Annotated in this window: 16 protein-coding genes; 4 read left to right on the forward strand and 12 right to left on the reverse strand. The window is 48.7% G+C overall.

The genetic code is table 11. The features are described from left to right. Window positions 1-10 precede the first annotated feature (10 nt). From C8J48_RS09190 to C8J48_RS09220, 7 genes are all read right to left on the reverse strand, one after another. Entirely contained in the window at window positions 11-856 is an 846-nt protein-coding gene (locus C8J48_RS09190) for a deoxyribonuclease IV (RefSeq protein ID WP_107726138.1), read from the reverse strand. Window positions 857-935: 79 nt separating this feature from the next. After that, a complete protein-coding gene (locus tag C8J48_RS09195) occupies window positions 936-1691 on the reverse strand; it encodes a glycerophosphodiester phosphodiesterase (RefSeq protein WP_107726140.1) in 756 nt (251 codons plus the stop codon). A 13-nt stretch (window positions 1692-1704) separates the two neighbouring features. Beyond that, on the reverse strand, window positions 1705-2013 hold the full coding sequence (locus C8J48_RS09200) for an iron-sulfur cluster biosynthesis family protein (RefSeq protein WP_170105329.1): 309 nt from the start codon (window positions 2011-2013) through the stop codon (window positions 1705-1707). Between the two features lie 2 nt (window positions 2014-2015). Beyond that, window positions 2016-2702, reverse strand: a complete 687-nt coding sequence (locus C8J48_RS09205; RefSeq protein WP_107726144.1) for an endonuclease III domain-containing protein — start codon at window positions 2700-2702, stop codon at window positions 2016-2018. Window positions 2703-2704: 2 nt separating this feature from the next. Then, window positions 2705-3460: a fumarylacetoacetate hydrolase family protein gene (locus C8J48_RS09210; protein ID WP_107726146.1), complete on the reverse strand. Its 756-nt coding sequence runs from the start codon at window positions 3458-3460 to the stop codon at window positions 2705-2707. Between the two features lie 52 nt (window positions 3461-3512). Further along, the gene (locus tag C8J48_RS09215; RefSeq protein WP_107726148.1) at window positions 3513-5012 is read right to left on the reverse strand and encodes a leucyl aminopeptidase; all 1500 of its coding nucleotides are present in this window, start codon (window positions 5010-5012) and stop codon (window positions 3513-3515) included. Between the two features lie 132 nt (window positions 5013-5144). Next, window positions 5145-5336 carry a hypothetical protein gene (locus tag C8J48_RS09220; RefSeq protein ID WP_107726150.1) on the reverse strand — a complete coding sequence of 64 codons (192 nt, stop codon included), beginning with the start codon at window positions 5334-5336 and terminating at the stop codon, window positions 5145-5147. A gap of 303 nt (window positions 5337-5639) precedes the next feature. Between C8J48_RS09220 and C8J48_RS09225 the strand changes: the two genes are divergently transcribed. After that, window positions 5640-6290: a YktB family protein gene (locus C8J48_RS09225; RefSeq protein WP_245891106.1), complete on the forward strand. Its 651-nt coding sequence runs from the start codon at window positions 5640-5642 to the stop codon at window positions 6288-6290. A gap of 306 nt (window positions 6291-6596) precedes the next feature. On the opposite strand, the gene C8J48_RS09230 is transcribed toward C8J48_RS09225, so the two are convergent. Then, window positions 6597-7073, reverse strand: a complete 477-nt coding sequence (locus C8J48_RS09230; RefSeq protein ID WP_107726153.1) for a hypothetical protein — start codon at window positions 7071-7073, stop codon at window positions 6597-6599. A gap of 289 nt (window positions 7074-7362) precedes the next feature. Between C8J48_RS09230 and C8J48_RS09235 the strand changes: the two genes are divergently transcribed. The 3 genes from C8J48_RS09235 to C8J48_RS09245 all read left to right on the forward strand — a co-directional run bounded on the left by C8J48_RS09235 (window position 7363) and on the right by C8J48_RS09245 (window position 14827). After that, window positions 7363-8820: an aminotransferase class I/II-fold pyridoxal phosphate-dependent enzyme gene (locus C8J48_RS09235; protein ID WP_245891107.1), complete on the forward strand. Its 1458-nt coding sequence runs from the start codon at window positions 7363-7365 to the stop codon at window positions 8818-8820. Between the two features lie 391 nt (window positions 8821-9211). Further along, window positions 9212-12367: a DNRLRE domain-containing protein gene (locus tag C8J48_RS09240; RefSeq protein WP_107726156.1), complete on the forward strand. Its 3156-nt coding sequence runs from the start codon at window positions 9212-9214 to the stop codon at window positions 12365-12367. A 60-nt stretch (window positions 12368-12427) separates the two neighbouring features. Beyond that, window positions 12428-14827: an RHS repeat domain-containing protein gene (locus tag C8J48_RS09245; protein ID WP_107726158.1), complete on the forward strand. Its 2400-nt coding sequence runs from the start codon at window positions 12428-12430 to the stop codon at window positions 14825-14827. 917 nt (window positions 14828-15744) lie between these two features. On the opposite strand, the gene C8J48_RS09255 is transcribed toward C8J48_RS09245, so the two are convergent. The 4 genes from C8J48_RS09255 to C8J48_RS09270 all read right to left on the reverse strand — a co-directional run bounded on the left by C8J48_RS09255 (window position 15745) and on the right by C8J48_RS09270 (window position 17757). After that, window positions 15745-16314 carry a manganese catalase family protein gene (locus C8J48_RS09255; protein WP_107726162.1) on the reverse strand — a complete coding sequence of 190 codons (570 nt, stop codon included), beginning with the start codon at window positions 16312-16314 and terminating at the stop codon, window positions 15745-15747. A 19-nt stretch (window positions 16315-16333) separates the two neighbouring features. Beyond that, a complete protein-coding gene (locus C8J48_RS09260) occupies window positions 16334-16615 on the reverse strand; it encodes a spore coat protein CotJB (protein WP_107726164.1) in 282 nt (93 codons plus the stop codon). Further along, window positions 16539-16862 (reverse strand): spore coat associated protein CotJA, encoded by a 324-nt coding sequence (locus C8J48_RS09265; protein WP_425430455.1) that lies wholly within the window; start codon window positions 16860-16862, stop codon window positions 16539-16541. Before C8J48_RS09265 ends, C8J48_RS09260 begins: the two co-directional genes overlap by 77 nt. Before the next feature lie 124 nt (window positions 16863-16986). Next, window positions 16987-17757 (reverse strand): HAD-IIA family hydrolase, encoded by a 771-nt coding sequence (locus C8J48_RS09270; RefSeq protein ID WP_107726168.1) that lies wholly within the window; start codon window positions 17755-17757, stop codon window positions 16987-16989. Window positions 17758-17763 lie beyond the last annotated feature (6 nt).

Below are 17763 nucleotides of genomic sequence, written 5' to 3' on the forward strand. Positions count from 1 at the left end.
ATCCTCCCTTCTACGCAGTCGTTTCCGCATCCTTTAACTGATGCAGATAAGTGATTTCTTCGGCATATTCCGTCTCGTTCTCGACGGGGGTTTCTAGAATAACGGGAAGCCCTTCAAACCGGTCACAACGTAAAAACAGCGATAAAGCGGAAGCGCCGATCTCTCCTTGACCGATTTTTTCATGCCGATCTTTGCGGGAGTCATAGGGGGCTTTGCTGTCATTGAAATGGATCGCTACCAACTGCTCCAGGTAGCCGGTTTCCTCCATGGTTTGCACGAGGTCGTCAAAACTATCCTCATTCCACACGCCAGCGGCAAAAGCATGGCAGGTGTCAAAACAAAAGCCGATTTTTTCCGGATAGTCTGTTGCTTCCCGCACACGTACCAAATCTTCGATTGCAAGTCCTAATTCGCTACCTTGACCGGCTGTATTTTCCAACAATAAGCGAGTGGACCCTTGATATTCCGATAAAATTTCGTTCAAGGTTTCCACCATACGGCGGGTGCCATACTCTACCCCTTCACCCACATGTTTGCCGCAATGAACCACCGCTCCCACCGCTCCGTAGGTTTCCGCAATGTGCAAATCTTCTTTGATGGAACGGATCGTCACTTCATGCAAATCCGCCTTTGGCGTCGATAAATTTGTAATATAAGGTGTATGCACCACTAAGGTGATATTTTTTTCCCGACAAAAGGCCACCCCTCGCTCTGCATCCTGATAATCGATTTTTTTGGGTCGTAAACCACGGGGATTTTTGGTAAAAACCTGAAACGATGCCGCTCCCAACTCTTCCGCACGTCGAGATGCATTTTGGAACCCTTTGGCTACACTGATGTGACAACCGATTTTCATTCTTTCCCCTCCTCTAAACGAAGAAGCGCCTCACTCAGGGCGGGCGCTTCAACCTTCTTCATCATACCATCGGGCTAGTCTACTCGCAAGCGGCTCCATCGGGCACCGTTGCCCTTCGTTCCTCCAACAGAACGGTCACATGGTCGGTAATAATCGCTTCCACCGATAGCTGGAGCAGACGCCGCATCTCTTGCTGACGATTGACGGTAAATGGTCGCACTGGCAAACCCGCTTGTTGGCATCCGTACACCGTCTCTTCCCGTACTGTCGGCCAGTAAGGGTGCAGGGAAGAAACCCCGACATGGCGGGCATACTGCCACGGTTCAAACAGATCGGCCATATAGAGGATGGCTGTATCCATCTCCGGGCGCAACTCGTGTATGGTACGCAAACTATAATGGTTAAAAGATGAAATGATCGTCCGTTCCGCCATGCCATAACGATCCACCCGCTCCAAAACTGCCTGTTCCAATCCCGGATACCGAATCTTATTGTTTTTAAGTTCAATATTGATCCATAAACCTTTGTCTGCCGTTAAGGACAATACTTCATCCAGGGTTGGAATCGGCTCACCGGCAAAATGATCATGAAGCCAAGAACCCGCATCCAGGCGGCGGATTTCCTCTAAGGTAAGGTTTGTCACCTTTCCTTTTTTCCCTGTTGTCCGCTTGACCGTCTCATCATGGATGACCACCACTTCGCCGTCTTTGCTCAGGTGAACATCCAGTTCCAAACCGTCGGCACCCGCTTCAGCGGCCAAGCGAAACGCAGCCATGGTATTCTCAGGGGCTTTGGCAGAGTAGCCGCGATGTGCCAATACTTTCGTCTGTCCCATGTGCCATCCCTTTCTAAAGAGCCGTGTTGGAGAGATAGATTTGGTTTGCACTTTTTAGCGAGAAACCATTTGCATCCGGCAGATGTTCCACCTGTAAGGTTGAATCAAAATAAAGTGCACTCTCACGGTCGACCACCACCGTAATGCTACCTACCTCCTGCCGGAGATCATCAGGCTGTGGTAGATCCCAGTTCATTTCATATAACAACGTCGCCCCACAGCCACAACCTTCATGCAGTGCTGCCAGCCGCAAAGCCGCATCCGTTGTCGGACGGCATTCCATCAGCCGTTGATGGGTGTTTGGTTCAATGATCACTTCCACCTTTACCCCTCCTGTGGTCTGCCTCTGTAGTATACACAACTTTGCTGAAGTGGGCATCCCACACAACGGGGCTTTCCTTTACGACAGTGATCTTTCCCCAACTCCACCAATAACGCATGCAATCGCGAAAGATTCGATCTCTGTTCCAATGTGGTGATAACCGTTCGCCTAACAAAATCATCCTCCAGCTCAGTAATCCCCAGCCAACGCGACCAAATGCGCCGGCTGTATGCATCGACGACAAAAGTAGACCGTGCGAGGGCATCGGAAAGAATCAGGTCGGCGGTTTCCGCCCCGATACCACGAATCGAGAGCAACTCTTGCCGCAAATGGAGAGTAGACATTGTGTGAAAAAACTCCTTCCCGCCCGCTTCTGTCCACCACTGAGCCAAGCGAATAAGAGTCGCCGCTTTGGCGTGATAAAAACCGGCAGGTCGAATTTGTTGGCGCAGTACCGCTTCATCCAGAGCGGCCAAGGTTGCCGGTTGCGTCCACCCTGCTTTTCGCAATGCAGTCAAAGCTTGAAACGCTTGTCGCCATGTCGTCCGTTGCACCAACACAGCGCCAATCGCCCGCTCAAAGGAATCCTCCACTCCCCACCACTCAGCCGTCGTCAAGGCCGGACGCCATTGGCGGAGTATCTCCCACCCCTGTCTCACCGCAGTGGGAGTCAGCTTTTTCGCAATCATGTTCAGCCAACCACAGGATGAGACAACCGACCCAGGCCTTCAATCTCCATCTCTACCTGATCACCAGCGGCCAACGGTCCAACTCCGGCAGGGGTGCCGGTCAAGATTACATCGCCGGATTCCAGCGGAAAGACCGCTGACAAGGCGGCGATCAATCGCGGGATCGAATGGACCATCTCCGCCGTCGATCCCTCTTGTTTCAGTTCGTTATTCACCCACAGTCGAAGGGTGCGGTCGGTGGGGTCCCAGTCCGTTTCAATCCAGGGACCCACCGGTTTAAAGGTATCATGGGATTTGGAACGGGTAAATTGACCATCCTTTTTTTGTTGGACGCGGTTGGTGATATCTAAGGCACAGGTATAGCCCCAAATATGATCCCACGCTTGTTCCTCAGGAATATTCTTGCCCGGGGTTCCAATCACCACCGCCAACTCCGCCTCATGCTCAATGCGATCTTCTCGGTTCGGCAGGCGGATCGTCTCCCCGTCTGCAATAATCGCCGTAGGGGAAACCAGAAAAAAGAGCGGTTCCGTCGGCACTTCATTCCCTTTTTCCGCAGCATGCTTAGCATAATTGCGCCCGATAGCGATCAGTTTACGCGGATGGACAGGAGCAGGCAGAGCCGTTGGAGCTGCCACAGGCTCCTCTTCAGCTGTAAACGACCCCCACGGCTCCCCCACAACCAGTTGGATGCGCCCATCCTCTAATCGATAACCCCATCGGATGCCATTTCCCGACGGAATACGAACCCATTTCATCCAATTTTTCCTCCTTTTTATAAAAACGGCACCCATGATGGGCGCCTCCTGATTATTTACCAAACCCAACGGCCAATTGGGTCAAGGTTCTAACGGCAACGCCGGTGGCACCTTTGTTGTGGATCCCATCATCCTTTTTTGTATCAGCGGTGCCGGCGATATCCAAGTGAACCCAAGGCGTCTCCTCTGCAAAATGTTTAAGAAACATGCCACCCTGGATCACACCGGCGACAGAGCCGTTCACATTTTTAAGATCAGCGACATTACTTTTCAGATATTCATCGTATTCCGGAAATAAGGGCAACTCCCATACCTTTTCCCCGGTCAAGAGAGCAGCTTCTTTCACCTGGGCGGCCCAGTCGTCATGATTGGTCATCAGACCGGTGGTAGTGTGACCGAGCGCAATAATAACGGCTCCGGTTAAGGTGGCCACATTTACTAACGATGTCGCTCCCAATCGACGGGCATAACTGATGCCATCCGCCAATACCAATCGACCCTCGGCATCGGTATGATTAATCTCAATCGTTTTACCGCTAAAGGAGCCGATAACGTCGCCAGGGCGGTAACCGTCACCGTTGATCATATTTTCACAGGCGGGAATCACCGCCATCACATTGCAATGGGGTTTTAAACGGCCAATCGCTTCCATCGCGCCAAAAACGGCGGCAGCACCGGCCATATCCCCTTTCATCTCTTCCATTCCCCGTCCCGGTTTCACCTGGATCCCACCGGAGTCAAAGGTAATGCCTTTACCGACCAACCCCAGCATCTCCTGACTCTCCGGCGCTCCACGATGGGTGAGAACGATCATCTGTGCCGGTTCCCCGGCACGACCGACGGACAACAACGCATCCATCCCTAGTTCAACCAGACGCTCTTCCGTTAAAATATCCGCTTCTAACCCGTATTGATCCGCTAATTCCCGCGAACGTTCTGCCAAAGTCGAAGGGGTCAATTTGTTGGCGGGCTCATTGACCAGATCACGGGCGGTCTTGGTAGCGGCGGCAAAGGCGATCCCCCGTTCCAACCCTGCTTTTAGCGCAGAATCACTCACTCCCTCCAACGCTAACCAGACTGTTTCCAGTTCCTGTTTCTCCGTCTGCTCTTTCGTTTTATAGCCATCATAACGATAAGTGCCCAGTTCAATCCCTTCCACCAGCGCTTGTACCCAATCGGCGGAGTTGAACCGTTCTTTCAGCCGGGCAGAGGAACAACCGATCGCTAATTGTTTGATACCCGCCTTTCGCGCCGTCTTAGCCGCGAGAGCCATTCCGTTGCGCCAGCGGTCCAAATCGAGATCGCTTTCTTTTCCCAAGCCGACGATCAAAAGTCGTTTGGCCGGAATCTTGCCCCAGTTATGTACTAAGCGGATTTCCCGATATCTACCGGTAATCTCCCCTTCGCTCACCAGTTGCGACAGCCGATGATCCAGTGCTTCATCCAACATCCGGGTGCAGCCTTTGAGCGCTTCCTCACCCTGTGTATGAACGACGACAATCCCATCCGTTGCCAGCCTCTCCACCGGTTCCTTTGTCATTCTCCACTCCATGTTACTCCCTCCTGTCGCACATGATAAAAAAGCGTATCCCGCATCGCGGAGATACACTCAATTTATTTCGACAACAGTAGGGAATCTCCTTCTTTTCATCCACATTCAATCAGAGGCAATTTCATCCTCGTCTTAAAGTGCTTCCAACTGAAGCATTTCTTGGCGCAATTCCTGCAAACGGGCCTTACATTGATCCACCCGATGTGTGTTGTTTTCAAGCAACGCTTCATACAACAGGGCCAACTCATAATCCAGTTCCAGACGCAGGACAGGGATCCGCTTTTCCGGCTCCCGGCAACGGAATGCTTTGATCACATCTTCCATGGTTGCAGCACCCCTTCCTATGGGAGAAGATATGCCCCCCACTCGTCCGGACGAGAGAGGACCGATTGGGTCAAACGATGGATTCCATGGATCATCTGGCTCCATCTTTGACCCCTTAAACAAGAATTAAACCTCGGCCCGTATTGAACGAATATTATTTCTATTTATGATACGCAATCTCCCTAAAAGTGGTCACGGATATCTTCCCTTTCTCTCTGCTTCTTCATGCCCAAAATAGGTTTGAATGAGAGAGTGTTGTGATAACATAGATAAGGATCAGCTTCTATTAAAGGCGGTGTTTCCGTGGCCTTTCATGGTTTTACACAATCAGATTTTAATGTATTTTCCATTCCCGGTTTAGAGCCTCGGATGGAAGCCTTAAAAGAACGAATTCGGCCCAACTTGGAGGCGTTGGGTGAAGAGATGGCTCCGTTTTTATCCGATTTGACCGGGGAAACCATGTATGTTCATGTGGCCAAACATGCCCGGCGCAGTGTTCATCCTCCCGCTGAAACATGGGTAGCATGGTCTTCACAAAAACGTGGATACAAATCCCTTCCCCACTTTCAGGTTGGACTGCGGGAGCAGGAGTGCTTCGCCATGTTTGCCCTCATCTATGAATATCCGCGCAAACCGGAGTTTGCACGGGATTTGCTGGAGCAGCTGGATGAAGTCTTGCCCACCCTTCCGCGCCATTTTGTCATCTCCCAAGACCACACCCGACCGGAGACAGACTCTCTGCAGGAATTGGGACAGGAAGGGTTGCAGCGGGTCCTGGAGCGGTTGCAACGCGTAAAAAAAGCGGAATTTCTGTGTGGATCACTCCACCAGCACAATGAATCCCTACTCCATAAGCCTGACGTGCTGAAAAAAGTTGGAAACCACCTTTTCCCAAGTTGCTCCACTGTATCGACTGGCGCAGCCGTGAGCGGGTGCAGCCGGCTCCGATTATAAGAAAACATGATCGGATCGTTCCCACTTTCCACTTAAAGCGGGATCAATCGACCCTTCCTGATTGGAAGGGTATTTTTGCGGTTTTTTCACTATTGTATAATAACAATTTTATAATGTCCACAATTGTCCTATAACAACGAATTCTAAAGAAAAAGAAGGGCTTCCTCCCCCTCCGTACAGATACTATAGCAATAAATTGAAAAACGCATCGCCGATTATGCAACCTTTCCCCGCCCGAACTCGAAAAAGATCACCGATCCATATATTAGCGACAGGAAGGTTTAAGATAAAGGCTCGCTACTCTCGTTATTGTTCCACCCTCAGTCGAAACATGTACACCACCTGCCCGCTGTTCCCCTGATTATTCCACGTTGCATGGATTTGAATAAAGTATGTCCCTTCTTCCTCTGGTCCAGCCAATTCCAAAATCTTTGCTTCAGTAGCCGTTCGGATACGCATCTTTTCCGGTCCAGACTGGAGAAAGATGATATCATAGGGAGCCGGATCGGAAAAGGAGATCCGAATATCACTTCCAGGCCGCGTTTCAATAAGAGGGGCTTTTTCGGGATCATGCCACATGCCATTTTCTGTACACGGCTCATTCCAACATTGAACATCGGTCTTCAATGGGGCTTTGCGAATTTCATCATTTACAATTCGGACAACAGGTGGTGAAGCCGGTTTTTGCTCTTTTTCTGCAACTTGATCCGATGTTAGGTTCGTTTCAAACGTGCATCCCACCAGTAAAGCAGGAACCAGTAGGGAAATGATACGACAAACCATTTTTATCGTCCTCCGCTTATCGGGTTCTTACCATCTGATCGATTAGAACGTGGCCCGTTTTGAATCCTGTCCAAACACTGAAAATCGCTGTTCCTGTAATAATAACTCCTGGGCTTTGAGTTGACAAAGACTGGATCGATGCAGTGTATTCATCACCCGACTCCATCCACGTTTCCCACCGGTTCCCTTAATGGAAAACGAGCCTTGTCTCACCATCTCCCCTTTTCCAGCCCTTGCGACTCTGCTATACTTGTCAGGATGGATTTTTGATGAGAAAGGTAGACCGCCGTTGACGTACAATCAGTTTGAAACTCCTTTATTTACCCACTTACAACGACATGCTCAAAAGAATCCCACTCCTTTTCATATTCCGGGACATAAAAAAGGAAAAGGGATGGATCCTGAATTTCGCCGCTTTATCGGTGAACGGGCTCTGTCCATCGATTTGATCAATATTGAACCGTTGGATGATCTTCACCACCCTGACGGAGTGATCCGTGAAGCACAGGAACTGGCGGCACAAGCTTTCGGGGCTGACCACACTTTTTTCTCTGTGCAGGGAACCAGTGGCGCCATCATGACTATGGTTTTGTCTGTCTGCCATCCCGGGGATAAAATTATCGTTCCCCGTAATGTTCATAAATCGGTATTATCCGCCATCATCCTGGCGGGAGGGCATCCTGTTTTCGTCCATCCGGAAATGGATGAAAGGCTGGGGATCGCCCACGGTGTCACACGACCAGAGGTGGAACGAGCGCTCGCTCTCCACCCTGAAGCCAAAGCGGTCCTGTTGATCAATCCCACCTACTACGGTGTAGCGGCCCATATCAAGGAGATCGTCGATACCGTCCATGCTCACGGTATCCCCGTGTTGGTGGATGAAGCCCATGGAGTGCATACGCATTTTCATGAGGGGCTTCCTCTTTCTGCGATGCAGGCCGGAGCCGACATGGCCGCCACCAGTATGCATAAATTGGGCGGATCGCTCACCCAGAGCTCCGTCCTCAATTTGAAAGAAGGACGAGTCAATCCCCGGCGGGTGCAGTCAATCATCAGTATGTTGACGACCACCTCCACTTCTTATTTGTTGCTGGCTTCATTGGACGCCGCCAGGCGCTATCTGGCCATCCATGGACATGAACGGCTGGAAGCGACGCTAGCCTTAGCCAAAAACGCCCGCCGCCGCATCAATCAAATCCCCGGTTTCCACTGTGTCGGACGGGAAATTTTAGGTGAAAAAGCCACTTATGATATGGATGAAACCAAACTGATCATCCATCTTCACGGCTTAGGAATCACCGGCTACGATGCGGAAAAATGGTTGCGACACCACCACAACATCGAAGTGGAATTGAGCGATCTTACCAACATCCTCTGCTTGATCACACCTGGAGATGATGAATCCAGCATCAATATCTTGCTGCAGGGACTAACGGCGCTGTCGCAACAATTTTACGACCCTGCGCGAAAAAACGGCGGCCCTGTCCGGACCCCGGAGATTCCGCAACTGGCGCTCTCCCCCCGGGATGCGTTTTACGCCGATACGGTTGCCGTTCCTTTTACACAGTCCGAAGGACGTATTATCGCTGAATTCATCATGATCTATCCCCCCGGAATCCCGGTGTTACTTCCCGGTGAACGGATCACCCGAGACAACATCGATTACATCCGTGAACACATGGAAGCCGGCCTTCCGGTTCAAGGACCGGAAGATCCCAAGATTCAGATGGTGCGGGTGATTAAATAAAAATTACTAAACAAAGCAAGTTAGAGGCGCGATCTTCGTTTTCGCGTCTCTTTTTCATTCTGTGAGAAGCATTTCGTCATCTTCAAACCCAATTAGCGGGCCAACGGGTAGCCATTGGTTGAAGCCTCTTTGGTTGAAGCAGTAACCATAAAGAATTACAAGAATGATTAAATATGAGTAAAAAATATTTCTTTTGTAGGAGGAAAACGTCGGAATCCGTCGAAAATAAATCTTTGCCTTAATGTGAGGTGAATTTTTCATTTCTTGATGCTGGAATTAAAAATAACAATGTTGGATTTAGAGGTGATAAAAGGAAAATAAAAACCAATCTCAATCAATCTTACCCAGTCTCATCCATCAGTCACAAAAAAATCGAGAGGAGAACAGATACTTGTCTAATACTGTGATGAAACGACTGTCTTGGATTTCGATTATCGTCATCATCGCACTGGCCGGAGCTACCCTGCTTCCGGATTATTCCAAGGCATATGCTGCAAGTAAAGCCGCAGAGGAACGAAAAAACCAAAAGCATGAGATTGCCGGAATGCGAACGGAAAATTCCAAAACCTACATCAAGGGCGATAATACATATGTTTTGGAAGAGTACCTGGAACCAATTCATTTTAAGGAAGATGGAAAATGGCAAGAGATTGACAACGAAATCCAATCCGTCACCTCCAATGACGCGATGGATGAAGGTCTCATCTATGAAAACAAAGCCAACAGCTACCGTGCTGGCTTTGCCGCCAATAGTGGAGCGGATCCCCTCCTGCGCTTTCAACTGGACCATGCCGCAGTTCAGTTTTCACTGGTCGACGGCGAAGCGGTAAAAGCAGAGAAAAAGGAGAATCAAATTGCTTACAACAACGTCTATCCTGATACCCATCTCGTCTACTATACCGATAACACCGGGGTTAAAGAAGAATGGGTTCTCGACAAATACCACGGACAGTCTAAATTGACGATGGCTTTTGAAACCGACAGTGTTGAAGCAAAAAAACAGAAAGACGGTTCCATTGACTTTGTCAATGAGAAAGGAGAAGCCCTTTTCTCTATCTCCCGCCCCTTTATGGTGGATAAAAACCTGCTTTACTCTGGAGATGTTCAATTTACCCTCCGGGAAGAGAAGGGTCAAACCTATCTCGACTTGGAGTTGGATGAAAAGTGGCTCAAAGATCCAGACCGTTCCTATCCGGTGACGGTGGACCCCTCCCTGATCGTACAAGGTTCCGACAAAACAAAGGACACCTTTGTCGGGGAGAAGGAACCCACTCGTAACTTTGGTACCCTTACCTATTTCACTGTTGGCAACAATCCTGACCACGGGAGAAGCCGTGCCTTACTGAAGTTTGAGCTACAACCGATCCTCAGCAATGCAACCATCACCTCAGCCAAACTGAGCGTCTACCAGACCAATGCTTCATCCGTGTCACAACGGGAAAATCTGCACCCGATCATTACGGATTGGTCTGAAACCGGGGCAACTTGGAACAACCAACCTCAGGTGAGAGATGCCATCGCCAACCAAACCGTAACCGATGCCGGTTGGTATGATTTCTTCCTGACCGCCCTAGTCCGTGACTGGTACAGTGGAAAAACCGCAAACTATGGCGTTTCCATTCGTCATGCTACGGAAACCAATGATCGCAAGTCCTATTTTTCCAGCGAGTATGCGGCTGATCCGACCCGAAAACCCAAGCTAACGATTACCTATACCATCGATCCCTTGGGCAAGGAAGAGTTCTGGACCACTGCAGCTTCCAATGTAAATACCTATAACGGAAATTTCTTCTTGGAGGAAACGGATGTCAGCATCGCTGGGCGTGGTATTCCAGCAACGGTGGAACGGGCGTACAATAGCCGCTCATCCGAAAAAGGGATCTTCGGCTACGGTTGGACCTCCAACTTAGAACAGCGCATCACTGATAACGGCCATGGCCCCCTGCTTTACACCGATGGGGACGGAACCACCCATACCTTTATTTCCAACGGTGATGGCACTTATCAGGCGCCACCGGGAATCCACTTTGAGCTGACGAAAAAAAGCGGCTACACCTTGGAGGATAATGACCAGACGAACTATCAGTTTAACACCGCTGGTCGTCTTACCTCGATCACCGATGCCAATAACAACAAGACGACCATCAGCTATACGGGAAACAATCCCACCAGTATCACTGATACATCCGGACGTAAAGTCAATCTTACGTTCAACACCAGCAACCATGTCACTAAGGTAACCAACCCAGCCAATCGCACAACGGAATACACCTATGACACTGCCGGCAACCTCAAGACCGTAACCAAGAAGGATGCTGGCGATAATACCTTATCCACTATCACTTACGGGTACGACGCCGATCACAATCTGACGTCGATCAAGGATGCCAACGGCAACGATAAAACGGTAGAATACGACAGCGAAGATCGGGTGAAGCAGCTTTCCCAACCCGTCACCATTGATGGAGAGAAAAAAGAGGCCACCACATCATTCCAGTACGATGCCATAAACAAAATCACGACCGTCACCAACCCTAAGGGAACCAAGACTGTTTACACCCATAACGAATATGCCAACGTCGTCCAAATCACCCAGGATCCTAACGGGTTAAACATCAAACAAACCTTTACCTACAACGACAAAAACGAACTAATCAGCGAGAAGGACGCTAATGCCAATGCCAACAACAGCGACGCCACCTACAACTATACTTACGATGATAACGGCAACCTAACCAGCGTTACCAACCCGTTAAATGAGAAATCGACGACGGAATACGATGAAAACAATAACCCGATTAAGGAGACGGACCCGGAAGGAAACACCACCACCAACGAATATGATGATAACGGCAATCCCACTTCCACCACAGATCCAGTGGAGAAATCTTCCGCCACCCTCGTGGATGATGTTGGCAATGTGATTGAAGAGACCACCGCCATGAGCCCAGGAGTGAATCTGGCCCGTAACGGTAGCTTTGAAAAGGGAAGCAGCAGCTTACCGGATGGATGGTACCAATTCCCGTCTACTTCAACCGCTGTCCACTGGGCCAACGGTGGGCTGACGGCCAACGGGATCACCTTGGGTGAAAAGAAGATCGAGATCGTGAACCCGACTGAAGATACCCTGATCGGCAGTGGTAGTAACTATACGATTCCCTATGATTCCAATCAAACCTACTTTGCCAGTGGGATCGTCCAGACAGCAAACGCCCAGGGAAAAGCCGGCATTCAGATTACGGGTTATGATAAGGACAACAACATCACCGGCCGAATCAAATCTAACGAAATCAGCGGAACCCAGGGACCCATCCGTTTACATGCAGTGGCGGAAGCAGGAGCGTTTGATCCGGAAAACACGATCAAGCTTCGAGTACGGGCCTATGCTTTCCACAATAACGGCCAAACTGCGGGAACCTATCGTTTTGACGGCTTGCAGCTGGAGGAAGGATTCCTCGGCGGGTACAACCTCCTGGAAAACTCCGGTATGGAACGGCCTAACGCCCAGAACGCCACTATTCCCGACAGTTGGTTTATGTCTCCCTAAACCACAAATCAGGACACCCTAGTAACCACCGATGCCCACACGGGGCAACGATCCGTTCGATTGGTTGGAGCATCTGGGGTATACAAGTCGATCTACCAGGATATCCCCGTCAAAGGAAGTGCGGGAGCGGTCTTTACCATCTCTGGCTTTTCCAAGGTGGAAAATCCCAATCCTAATGGTGGTATCTACGGCTATATTGTTAGAACCTATCTGGGTTCGACAGAACAGGAGACCTTCACCTATCATTTTGACAAGTCCAAATCCCACGATTGGCAACATCTTGCCCGTGAGATTAAAACGACAAAATCCTTTGACCGCATTCGGGTTCATTACCAATTCAGCGAACAATCCGGAAGAGCCTGGTTCGATACCGCCAAGGTAATCCCAGGATCGATCACTACGAAGTATGGATATGACAGCAACAAAAACTATCAGACGAAAACCACCGATCCGGAAGGACGGGTCATTGAGTCAGGATATGACACCGTAGGGAACCAGACCAGTGAAAAACAGGTGACTGACACTACCACCTTTAGTTATGACGGGGATGACCGCCTTACCAAGGTAACTGACGCTAAAAAGAACGAAACCAGCTACACATACGACGACAACAGTAACAAGACCAAGATCACCAATGCTCGTGGTAAAGAAACGACTTTTGAATACAACGAACAAGATCAAGTGCGTAAAATCATTGACGCAATGGGAGAGTCGGTTCTCTTTGCCTACGACTTGAACGGCAATCTAACGAAGATGACCCAACCTAATGGCAACACGGTCGAATACGATTATGATGCTGTTGATCGACAAACGGCTGTCTCTTACAACGGCGAGAAGAAGTATTCCTTTGAATACGACTCTAACGGCAACACCACCAAAGAAACCGATGAAGCCAAAAACGAGTCCACCACCTTCAGCTATGATGATGACAACAAACTAAAAACGATGAAGGAACCCAACAACAACCAAACTGATTACTCTTATGACAAAAACGGTAACGTCATCGAACAAAAATTAACCGCCGGTAGTACCACTGTCACCCAAGGTTTCGGGTACAATGGCAATGACCAACTAACCCAAATTAAAGAAAGTAGCAAAAACCGTGCCATCTACACATACGACGAAAATGACCGAGTTGCCAGCCGTAAAAACGAAGATGGTACCGTCAGCCTTTTTCACTACAATGGTGCCGATGACCTTGTACTGCAGGTTATTCTGGACAAAAGTGGTGAACAAAAAGAATCCTATACCTACACTTACGATAACAAGGGTAATATCACCCAGGCAAGGGATTCCAAGGGAACCGCAACGTATGAGTATGACGAACTGGAGCAACTGACCAAGGAAACCTTTCCAGATGGAACAGTGACAGAATATACCTATGATAAAACCGGTAATCGTTTGACCAAGAAAGTGATCAAGGACGGGACAACTACCACTACGACCTACACCTACGATGATGCGGATCAGTTGACCAAAGTGGACGGCCAAGCCTACACCTATGATAAAAATGGAAACCTGATCGGCGATGGCAAGCGAACCTACGTTTACGATGCCGAAAATCGTCTCACCGCCGTGAAGGAAGACGATAAAACGATTGCCTCCTACACCTACCGGGCTGACGGTATGCGTAAAACAATGACCACAGGCTCAACAACGTTAATGTTCCATTACGATGAGAACAAGAACGTTACCTATGAAACCGATCAGAACAACCAAATCGTCGCCAGTTACACCTATGGAGCGAATAACGAGCTGGTCAGCATGACTCGTAATGGGAAGACCTACTACTACCAAAGCAACTACCGTGGGGATGTGACTACCCTCACTGACTCCGCAGGAGCGGTTGTAACAACCTATGAGTATGATGCCTTCGGGAATCTGCTGAAGGAAACGGGTAATGTGGAGAATCCGTACCGGTATGCGGGGTATCGGTATGATAAGGAGACAGGATTGTATTATCTGCAGAGTCGGTACTACAACCCTGTGACAGGAAGATTTTTGACACGGGATACGTTTGAGGGGTTCGAGAATGAGCAACTTAGTCTGAATAAGTATGCTTATACTCATAACAATCCAGTAATGAACGTAGACCCTGATGGACACTATAAAAAACGGGCACCTTGGAAGAATCGCTGGTGGAATTCTAAATGGTTCGTGAGTAATGCTATAAACTGGGCAATTACTGTGCTTATTGGTGGTTCAATTGGAAGTCTTTCTCTTTATCTGAGAACCCTTTCAAAGAGATATTTTACCAAGAGAGCCAAAGTAATTTTTTCGACTCGTATAAAAAGGCAACTTTTAAGAAGGGGCGTTTCTTACAGGATTGCTAGTTACGTTGCAAATGCAGCTAATGTTTTATTTAACGTGTTAATGTGGGCAGCGAACCCAGGTGAACGAATATTTGCGTATCTAGATTCTAGAGATCGTAGACCTAGAAATGGGTATCTTAATTTCTAAAGTGAAATAATTTCTGCATAACCCATTGCCATATATAAAAATATATACTTTATTGTGGTAATGGGTTTATTTTGGTTTTTGATGTTATGTAAACTAATTGTAGGAAATTTGATTTCGAGAGGAATTTTCCATCTATATTTTATTGGAGGATAATATGAAACAACTCGTATTTAATTTTCTAATTAGATTTCTATTATTTTTTGCAGCTATAATAGTTTGGGGTAAAGTTTATGAACCCTCTAATGTGAACTTTGATGGGGTAATTCGGGCTCTTGTCATAGCTTTTGGTTCTGCCTTGTCTTGGACAATTAGTGAATATATTTTGAATAGAAGATCGAAAAGATAATAAAATCTTCAACGTAGAATACTTGGGGTGATCGATTTGAAGTTCTTACTTTTTGTATCCATTGTATGAATGTCTTATGATGTAGCACACCTTTTTAAAGGGGTGTGCTACCTATTTTTAATTAAAAGAAAATCTGGATGGATATATCGTTTGGTCAAATAGTCTGATAGAAGCGAAAACGGTATGAGGATAATGCTCGCAAAAACGAGAAAAAAAGCAGGAAATGCAGCAAAAAAGCCACCCAAGTAAACGAATAAAAATGAAAGATCGCAGCCGATTGGATGAGCCATGTATAGATTTTCTGTTTAATCGGATGGTTATCCTCAATCAATTTTCTTTATCTTATTAGAGATTGTCGCTCATTCCATCGTATAGGGAGGTTAAGAATTATTTACCACTGTCTCCTTTAAAGAAAAAAGGCGGGGAAATCCCGCCGCTTCATGACCGAGTCTCGCTTTATTTAGGAGAATTGCACACCAGTTCCGCTCCCCATCCAATTGTTGTTATCAAATCTGAACCGATGCGAATCTTTGAACTACATTCAAATAGGGAGAAATCCCGATTATAATTCTTAAAACATCTTTTTCTGCTCCCGGTCTTCCTTGATCAGCTCTACAGCCTCCCGAAACCGTTGCGAATGAACAATTTCCCGCTCCCGCAAAAAGGTAAGGCTGTCGATCAGGTCGGTATCGTCGGTCATATTGATCAGCCATTGGTAAGTAGCGCGCGCTTTTTCTTCCGCAGCAATATCTTCATACAGATCGGCGATCGGGTCTCCTTTGGCGGTGAAGTAAGTGGCGGAGAAAGGGTTGCCGGCGGCGTTATGGAAGTAAAGAGCTTTGTCGTGGTCAGCGTAATGGTCCCCCAATCCAGCCTCTTTCATCTGTTCAGGTGTGGCGTCTTTGGTCAGTTTATAAACCATGGTTGCAATCATTTCAAGATGGGCCAGCTCTTCTGTTCCAATGTCGTTGACCAGTCCGATCACCTTTTCCGGTAAGGTGTAACGCTGGTTGAGATAGCGTAGAGCAGCGGCCAATTCTCCGTCCGCCCCTCCATACTGTTCAATCAGATATTTTGCCATCCGGGGATCGCATTTGCTAACGCGTACAGGGTATTGCAATTTCTTTTCATAAACCCACAACCGACCTTCCCCCCTCCAGTTATACTTGCCAAGGCCAGGGAGCCTCATGCCATGACCACGGATCCGTCGAAGGGCTGCCGCCAAAATGGGTGAGCGGTCCAAACATGCATTCAAAATGGTGTTTGAGGTGTCGGCTTTGTTCCATGTAATGATTGTATTGTCCGATCGCCTCACGGTCATGGGGATGCGTATCCAAATAAAGCGTAAGTTCGACCAGAACGAAATCAACTACTTGAATCTCTTTCAACATCTGGTCGTACTGTGTTTTCCTCTTGCGACTCCACCCCTGAATATTGCCCATCGACCGCCCTCCCCTCTCCCGTATAAGGATTGGTATAGGGAGCATACAGCTGGGGCCAAAGAGTCCCCATCCTTAACGCCTCCATCGGATGAAACTGTTGCAGATGATACGGTTGAAAACCGAGATACAGTTGTGGCGGGGTTTCATAACTTCTCCACCGTAACGGGGGACAGGGATCATGGGGGCTGACATAGGGGGCGTAGAATTTTCTCGTGGTGTAATACACCGTCCTCCCTCCTTCGAACACAACTTACTCCATTTATCTATATCGATGGAAAATAATCCTTAGAACCGGTATCGATACCTCCATTTACAGTCAGTTGCCACCACCGTGTTTCCCAAGAATCCCATACCGTTAGGCGGGCAATACCTCAAAGCTCTACCACCTGAGCCACACTATCCAAGATGCGATCCGGTGGATGGGAACAACCCTCTACCATCGATCGCGTACTCACCCCCGTCAAGACGAGGGCTGCGCGCATACCGGCTTCAACCGCCATCCGGATGTCGGTTTCCAAGCGATCTCCTACCATCCAACAGTCAGCCGCAGACAGTTTTAAGACCTCCAGTGCCGCTTGGGCCATAAAAAGAGAGGGTTTCCCGGCTACCAGACGAATCCGTTCACCTGTCAGTGCCTCCATCGCCCCGATCAAAGCAGCGGTATCCGGCAGCTCCCCGCCCTCTACCGGGCAGGTGCGATCCGGATTGGAGGCGATCAGTTCCGCTCCATGACGCCACGCCTGATAAGCTCGATTCAATTTTTCATAAGTGAGATCCCGGTCCCATGACAGCAGGACATAACGGGCCTGATCCGGCCAATAAGTCAGCTTCACCCCATGTTCGCGCAACTCTTCGCGGATCGGTCGCTCCCCTATCACCAGCACTTGTTCATGTGGCTTAAGGCGCTCCTTTAACAACCGCGCCGTCACCATCGATGCATGAATCACATTGCTCTCCTCAGCAGGAATGCCGAGCTGGTTTAATTTCTGTACATAGGAGCGACGGGTTGCAATCGGTTTGTTGGAGAGAAACACCACTCGATCTCCCCGCCGCAACAGCGTATTTACAGCTTCCGCCGCTCCCGGGATGGCCCGCTCTCCCAAATAAATCGTGCCGTCCAAATCAAAGATAAATCCTTTCACTTTGTT

It is taken from the genome of Desmospora activa DSM 45169 (assembly GCF_003046315.1).
Lineage (GTDB): Bacteria > Bacillota > Bacilli > Thermoactinomycetales > DSM-45169 > Desmospora > Desmospora activa.

Coding starts and splice junctions, on each gene's coding strand:
- C8J48_RS09190 (WP_107726138.1), bottom strand. CDS start 856: ATGAAAATCGGTTGTCACATCAGTGTAGCCAAAGGGTTCCAAAATGCA.
- C8J48_RS09195 (WP_107726140.1), bottom strand. CDS start 1,691: ATGGGACAGACGAAAGTATTGGCACATCGCGGCTACTCTGCCAAAGCC.
- C8J48_RS09205 (WP_107726144.1), bottom strand. CDS start 2,702: ATGATTGCGAAAAAGCTGACTCCCACTGCGGTGAGACAGGGGTGGGAG.
- C8J48_RS09210 (WP_107726146.1), bottom strand. CDS start 3,460: ATGAAATGGGTTCGTATTCCGTCGGGAAATGGCATCCGATGGGGTTAT.
- C8J48_RS09215 (WP_107726148.1), bottom strand. CDS start 5,012: ATGGAGTGGAGAATGACAAAGGAACCGGTGGAGAGGCTGGCAACGGAT.
- C8J48_RS09220 (WP_107726150.1), bottom strand. CDS start 5,336: ATGGAAGATGTGATCAAAGCATTCCGTTGCCGGGAGCCGGAAAAGCGG.
- C8J48_RS09230 (WP_107726153.1), bottom strand. CDS start 7,073: ATGGTTTGTCGTATCATTTCCCTACTGGTTCCTGCTTTACTGGTGGGA.
- C8J48_RS09260 (WP_107726164.1), bottom strand. CDS start 16,615: ATGGGCAATATTCAGGGGTGGAGTCGCAAGAGGAAAACACAGTACGAC.